Origin of the sequence: Streptomyces lanatus, from assembly GCF_014655715.1 — a bacterium.
In the GTDB taxonomy this organism is placed as follows: Bacteria; Actinomycetota; Actinomycetes; order Streptomycetales; family Streptomycetaceae; genus Streptomyces; species Streptomyces lanatus.
On sequence record NZ_BNBM01000018.1, the window covers coordinates 224,540 to 230,539 of the forward strand.

Consider the following 6,000-nt stretch of genomic DNA (forward strand, 5'->3'; position numbering starts at 1 on the left):
ATCTATTTCCGGTATCGCTTGACGGGTTTGACATGAGGGCGCAACCTGAGGGAGGGGAGCAGCCCGACAAGCCCGGCACAGGCGGCCTCAACCAGGGAGCACGGGTGAACCACGAGGAGCAGAAGGACCTCCGTGACGAGGTCGACCAGCTGCGCCGGGCCATGGAGACGCGTCCCGCCATCGACCAGGCCAGAGGCATTCTGATGGCGTCCTTCGGGCTCAGCCCCGAGGACGCCTGGACCGTGCTGGTCAGCGTCTCCCAGAACACGAACACCAAGCTCCACAGCCTCGCCGACGAACTCGTGACGACGGTCCAGGGCGGCGCGCTCTCCGAGACGATGCGGCAGCAGGTGTCCGCGGCACTGACGGGACTTGAGGCGGCCACGGAGTCGTCGTCGGAAACGGCTCCCTGAGCCGGCGGGTCGCACGACGCCGACCGCAACAGCGGCTTGGTCGGGATGGTCATCTCGGTCCGCGGCACCGTCAAGACCGTCTGAATCCGACCGGTCAAGCTGATTCAGCCGTCGCCTTCAGGTCCCGCAGCCACGCCTCAAGACCCGCCCCGAGTGCCTCGGTCGCCGTAGGGACGTCCGCCTCCACCTGGGCGCCCGTCCAGGTCTCCTCGGTGTGGACGTGGACGCCGCCCTTGACCTTCCTGAAGGTCCACAGGTGGACCCCCTCGTCGATGCTCAGGCCCTCGCCGACGGCCGGTCCGCTCCACAGGAGGCAGTTGTGGGGGCGGAGTTGCTGGACGGTCGAGGTGATGGTGAGTGTGGTGGCGGGGGTTGTCGGGGTGGCCGGTGCCGGGGTCGTCCAGCGGAACTGCGAACCCGCTTTCAGACGGCCGGGGTCTAGGCGTTCGGCGGAGGTGACCGGGGGCTGCCAGGCCGGCCAGCGTTCGACGTCGGTCTGGAGCTTCCAGATGGTGCTCAGGGGTGCCTTGATGACGATGTCCGACTCGTAACGGATCAAGGCGTGCTTGTCGACGCCCTGCCCGCCGCACCGCGACGTACCGGTGCCGGTGGCGGGTGCCGCCTGGGCGGTCGGGACGGTGCCGGCGAGGGTGGCGGTGACGGCGATCGCGAGCGCGACCGCGGTCTTTCCCGCGCCGTGCGACTTCGAAGTGCCGGTGCTGAACATGGTGTTCCTCTCGTGTCGTTGCGGTGGTCGGTTCAGTCGGGTGGCGCTACGGCGTCAGTACGACCTTTCCGGCGACGGTCCCCGACTCGGCCAGCCGTACGGCTTCGGCGACGCGGGCGAGCGGCAGTCGCGCGGCGATCCGGGCGCTGACCTCGCCGCGCTGGAGGGCGGTGAAGACCTGGGTGAGGTCGGTGCGCAGGCGGGCGCGGAAGCGGTTCCTGGCCAGGGCCCGGCCGGCCCAGACGTTGAAGAAGTAGGCGTGGCGGCGGTTGGGCAGGGTGTTCCACAGCCACACGCGGGCCAGCAGCTTGAGGACGGGCCACTGCTTGGAGCCCTCGTCGTCCCGGGTCGAGGCGCTGCCGTACGAGACGAGGGTGCCGCCGGGGGCGAGGAGGCTCCAGGAGTCGACGATGCCGCGCCCGCCGACGTGGTCGAAGACGGCGTCCACCCCGCGCGGGGCGAGTTCGCGGATGCGGGCGGCGACATCGGCGGTGCGGTAGTCGACGGGCACCACTCCCTGGTCCCGCAGAGCGTCGTGGTGGCGCTCGGACGCCGTACCGATCACCCGCGCGCCCGCGGCCAGAGCGAGCTGGACCAGGACGGATCCGACGCCGCCGTTCGCGCCGTGCACGACGACGGTGTGCCCCGCGCGGACGCGGGCCTTGCGGTGCAGCATCTGCCAGGCGGTGATGCCGTTGACGACGAGGGTCTCCGCCTCCGCCGCGCCGATCCCGTCCGGCACCGGCACCACGTCCGCCGCGTCGACGAGCACATGGCTGGCCCAGCCGCCGACCTTGAGCAGCGCGGCGACCCGGGTGCCGGCCAGGCCGGGGTCGACGCCCTCGCCGGTCGCCAGCACCGTGCCGACGAGGTCGTAGCCGGGGACGAAGGGGAAGGGCGGCTGGTCGTAGTAGCGGCCGCGGCGCATCTGCTGCTCGGCGAAGGAGACGCCGGTCGCCTCCATCCGGATCACGACCTGGCCCGGGCCGGCGGTGGGGACGGTCCCGTGCCGGATCTCGAACCCCTCGGGCGCGACCTTGCCCGGCAGTACGACCTCGACGAGTCCTTCGGTGTTCATGGCGACCTCCATGGAGCAGGCGAGCGGTTCGTTATCCCGCTTCGCGTTCGTTAGAAGTTATAACTCGACGAATCCGGGAGTGTCAATAACTTCAGTGATAACCTCTAACCATGGTGAATCAGGAAGCAAAGACCCCGCGCGAGCGCTACCGCGCCCAGGTGCGTACGGAGATCAAGCAGCGCGCGTGGGAGCAGATCGCCACGGCGGGCGCGTCCGCGCTGTCCCTCAACGCGATCGCCAAGCAGATGGGCATGAGCGGACCGGCGCTGTACCGGTACTACGGCGGTCGCGACGAGCTAATCACCGAGCTGGTCAGGGAGGCGTACCGAAGCCTCGCCGACACCTTCCGCGCGGCCTCGCAGGAAGGTGCCGACGTGGCCGGGCTGGCGCACACCCTGCGGGAATGGGCCCTGCGGGACCCGCAGCGCTACTTCCTGATCTACGGCACACCCGTCCCCGGCTACCACGCGCCCGACGACACCACCGCGATCTCCTCCGAGATCATGGCGATGATCCTGGACGCCTGTGCCGCACTGCCGGCCGACGGCCCGGAGACACGGTTCGAGGCGCACCTCGCCGGCCACCGGGACTGGGCGGCCGGCCACCCCGCCCCGCCCGCCGTCCTCCACCGCGCCCTGACCTTCTGGACCCGGCTGCACGGCGTCCTGTCCCTGGAACTCGCGGGCCAGTTCACCGGCATGGGATTCGACCCCGCGCTGCTCTACGCCGCCGAACTGGCCGACCTGACGGGCGCGTCGACGAACTGACCCCGCCTCGCCCATGCCCGCCTCCGCCTCCGGCTCCGAGAAGGCAGGCCCTAGTCTGATCCCCGTGAGGCAGGCCGGCGCTGGGGAGGATGATCGGCGATGACGCCCCTGAGCACCGGGGACCCGGAGTCCATAGGCGGGTACACCCTTCTCGGCCGGCTCGGGGCGGGCGGCATGGGGGTCGTCTATCTGGGGGTCTCCGCCTCGGGACGGCAGGTCGCGGTCAAGGTCGTCCACGGGTCGTATGCGCAGGAAGAGGAGTTCCGTACCCGCTTCCGGCAGGAGATCGCGGCGGCGCGCAGGGTGAGCGGCGCCTTCACCGCGCCGGTCGTGGACGCCGACCCGGACGCCGGGCAGCCGTGGATGGCGACGCTCTATGTGCCGGGGCCCACGCTCGCCGAAGTCGTCGAGAAGGACGGCCCGTTGAGCCTGCGGGAGCTGCGCGCGCTGGGGCTGGGGCTGACCGAGGCGCTGCGCGACATCCACCGGGCGGGCCTGGTGCACCGGGACCTCAAGCCGGGCAACGTCCTGATGACGGAGGACGGGCCGCGCGTCATCGACTTCGGCATCTCGCGCGCCGCCGACCACCAGAGCCTCACCATGACCGGGCGCATCATCGGCACTCCGCCCTTCATGTCGCCGGAACAGCTCGCCTCTCCGCGTGAGGTGACCCCGGCCTCGGACGTGTTCTCGCTGGGGTCGCTGCTGGTGTTCGCGGCGGTCGGCACGGGGCCGTTCGACGCCGACAGCCCCTATATGACGGGTTATCAGGTCCTGCACGAGGCCCCGGACCTCGACGGCGTACCCGAGACGCTCCTCGGCCTCGTCGGGCGCTGCCTGGACAAGGACCCCACCGCGCGGCCGGAGTTGACGGACATGCACGGCGCGCTCCGGGCCCTGCCGGAATCCGACGCGACCGCGCCTCCGAGGACCAGGGAGCCCGCGAAACCCCGGCCCCGTCCCGCCCCTTGGGGTACGGCCACCGCCGCCGCGGACGCCGTGACCGCCACCGGCAGGCGACGCCGGACCCGGATGCTGCTCACCGGCCTCGCCACGGCGCTGGCCGTGACGGGGCTGTTCGTCGGGGTGGGTGTCTTCATGTCGGGCGGGGACACGACGACCACCACCGCCGCCGACGCCACCGCCCGTACCGCGTCGCTGCCCGCCGGCTGGCGGCCGTGGACCGAGCCCCTGCGCCACGACGTGACGGGCGTCCCCCTCGACTACCAGGAACCCGGATGCGTGGCGGACACGGACACCGCCCTGTACTGCGGCGGCACCGGCTTCACCGCCGCCAGGATCGACCCCGCCACCGGCCGCACCCTGTGGCGGACCGGCACCCGCCCTCAGGGCGTGCAGCCGATCGGCGTCCGCGACGGGCTCGTCTATGTGTACGAGGATCCGGACGACGCGACCCGACGCCTCGTGGCCCTCGACGCCGACACCGGGGACCGGCGCTGGCAGCGCGACATCAGCAAGTCCGAGGCCGCGATCCCGTACGACGGCGGACTGCTGACCCTCTCCCCCGACGCCTCCCAGTTCATCGCCTACGGGTCCTCCGGCAAGGAACTGTGGCAGGCCCCCTCACTGGACGAGTACTGCGCCCCGTCGGTGCTGGGCGGCACCCCCTACGCCCTGTGCACGGCCGCCCGCGAGCCCGGCCAGGCCCCCGTCGCCCTGATGAAGCTCCGCCCCGGCAGCCTGACCGAGATCGCCGTACTCCCCAAGAAGACGCTCGCCCTCGGCGCGGTCGACGGGCAGCCCCTGTTCCTCGCGCCCCAGACGGCGAAGGACGTGTACGAAGCCGGATACGAACGGCCGTACAGCGCCCTGCTGCGCGTGGACCCGGACACCGGGCGGACCAGCGGGCTCCCGCTGGCCCGTCCGCTGACCGGCGCGGCCACCCTCGTGGACGGCGTCGTCTACTTCGCCCGTTCCGACGGGACGGTCACCGCGGTGTCGGCGGACAGCGGCAAGCGGCTCTGGCAGAAGGCGACGGACATGGAGAGCCTGTCCGCGCCCGCGGTCTCGGCGACGTACAAGCGCGTCTACTTCTCCAACCGCTTCGGCCGCCTGCTGGCCCTGGACAGCCGCAAGGGAACCGAGATCTGGCGCACCCCCGCCCTCGACGACCCCGGCGACAAGGCACAGGGCTCCCCGCCGCGCGTGCTGCTCGTCAAGGACGCGATCGTGGCGATCGCGGGCGACACGGCCTTCTCGCGGGGGCCGGACGGGACCGACTGACCGGTCGGGTGCCCGCATGCAGGGTGACGCGGTCGGGTCAGGACAGCGCGTCCGCCAGTGAGGCGCCCGCCGCCGCGAAGATGACCGCCATCATGGCCAGCCGGGTGCGTCCGCGCCGCGCCAACTCCACGCCGAGCCCCGCGGAGGCGAAGCTCAAGCCGTACACCACGGTCCCCGCACCCGCCTGCGCATCGCTGGTGAGCTGCCCGACGGCCACTGTGAGGCAGACCAGCGCCACCACCGCCCCGGCGGCCATGAGCCCACCACGGGCGCTCCGCGCCTGCCGGGACCGCTGTCTCGCGAAACCGGGATCGGATTGCCGCTGGAAACTCGCCCTGATCTCGTCCACGCCGGGTGGGGTCGGTGCCTCCTCGCCGCCTCGCGTCTGCGTCCGTACCTGTTCCGCACCGTGTTCCCGGCCCTGCGTCGTCATGGGGAGGGAGCGTAGGTCAATTCGATAGGCTCACGCACCATGTTGCCTTCGCACACGCCCTCCCCCGCGCCCGATGCCACCGTCATACGGACCGGGCGCCGCGGTGCCATGACCGGGCTCCCCTGCTCCGTCCTGCTCATGGCGCTGGGCGCGGTCGGCGTCATCGGCGGCGTCGTGATTGCCACCGGGAACCAGAAGGGAACGTCCGGCCCGGCCGGGTACGTGGGCCTCGCCTTCATGCTGCTGCTCGGTGTGGTCGGGGTGTTCCTCTTCCTCGCCAACTGGGCGAACCGCCGCGCCCGGATCCTGGTCGACGCCACCGGCCTGTGGGTCGAGAA

General features: G+C 71.8%; 6 protein-coding genes and 1 pseudogene. 4 read left to right on the top strand and 3 right to left on the bottom strand.

The window, feature by feature from the left end:
- Positions 1-104 precede the first annotated feature (104 nt).
- Positions 105-413: an ANTAR domain-containing response regulator gene (locus IE325_RS36575; RefSeq protein ID WP_373315284.1), complete on the top strand. Its 309-nt coding sequence runs from the start codon at positions 105-107 to the stop codon at positions 411-413.
- Between the two features lie 94 nt (positions 414-507).
- Here IE325_RS36575 and IE325_RS36580 read toward each other — a convergent pair whose 3' ends face one another.
- Positions 508-1,140: an SRPBCC family protein gene (locus IE325_RS36580; RefSeq protein ID WP_190074452.1), complete on the bottom strand. Its 633-nt coding sequence runs from the start codon at positions 1,138-1,140 to the stop codon at positions 508-510.
- Between the two features lie 46 nt (positions 1,141-1,186).
- Positions 1,187-2,218, bottom strand: a complete 1,032-nt coding sequence (locus tag IE325_RS36585; RefSeq protein ID WP_190074453.1) for a medium chain dehydrogenase/reductase family protein — start codon at positions 2,216-2,218, stop codon at positions 1,187-1,189.
- Positions 2,219-2,328: 110 nt separating this feature from the next.
- Between IE325_RS36585 and IE325_RS36590 the strand changes: the two genes are divergently transcribed.
- Together IE325_RS36590 and IE325_RS36595 are read left to right on the top strand one after the other, a co-directional pair.
- A complete protein-coding gene (locus tag IE325_RS36590) occupies positions 2,329-2,985 on the top strand; it encodes a TetR/AcrR family transcriptional regulator (RefSeq protein ID WP_190074454.1) in 657 nt (218 codons plus the stop codon).
- 99 nt (positions 2,986-3,084) lie between these two features.
- Positions 3,085-5,229 carry a serine/threonine-protein kinase gene (locus IE325_RS36595; protein WP_190074455.1) on the top strand — a complete coding sequence of 715 codons (2,145 nt, stop codon included), beginning with the start codon at positions 3,085-3,087 and terminating at the stop codon, positions 5,227-5,229.
- Between the two features lie 37 nt (positions 5,230-5,266).
- On the opposite strand, the gene IE325_RS36600 is transcribed toward IE325_RS36595, so the two are convergent.
- A complete protein-coding gene (locus tag IE325_RS36600) occupies positions 5,267-5,662 on the bottom strand; it encodes a hypothetical protein (RefSeq protein WP_190074456.1) in 396 nt (131 codons plus the stop codon).
- Between the two features lie 108 nt (positions 5,663-5,770).
- Here IE325_RS36600 and IE325_RS36605 point away from each other — a divergent pair.
- A pseudogene (locus IE325_RS36605) lies at positions 5,771-6,000 on the top strand (hypothetical protein); the annotation flags it as partial.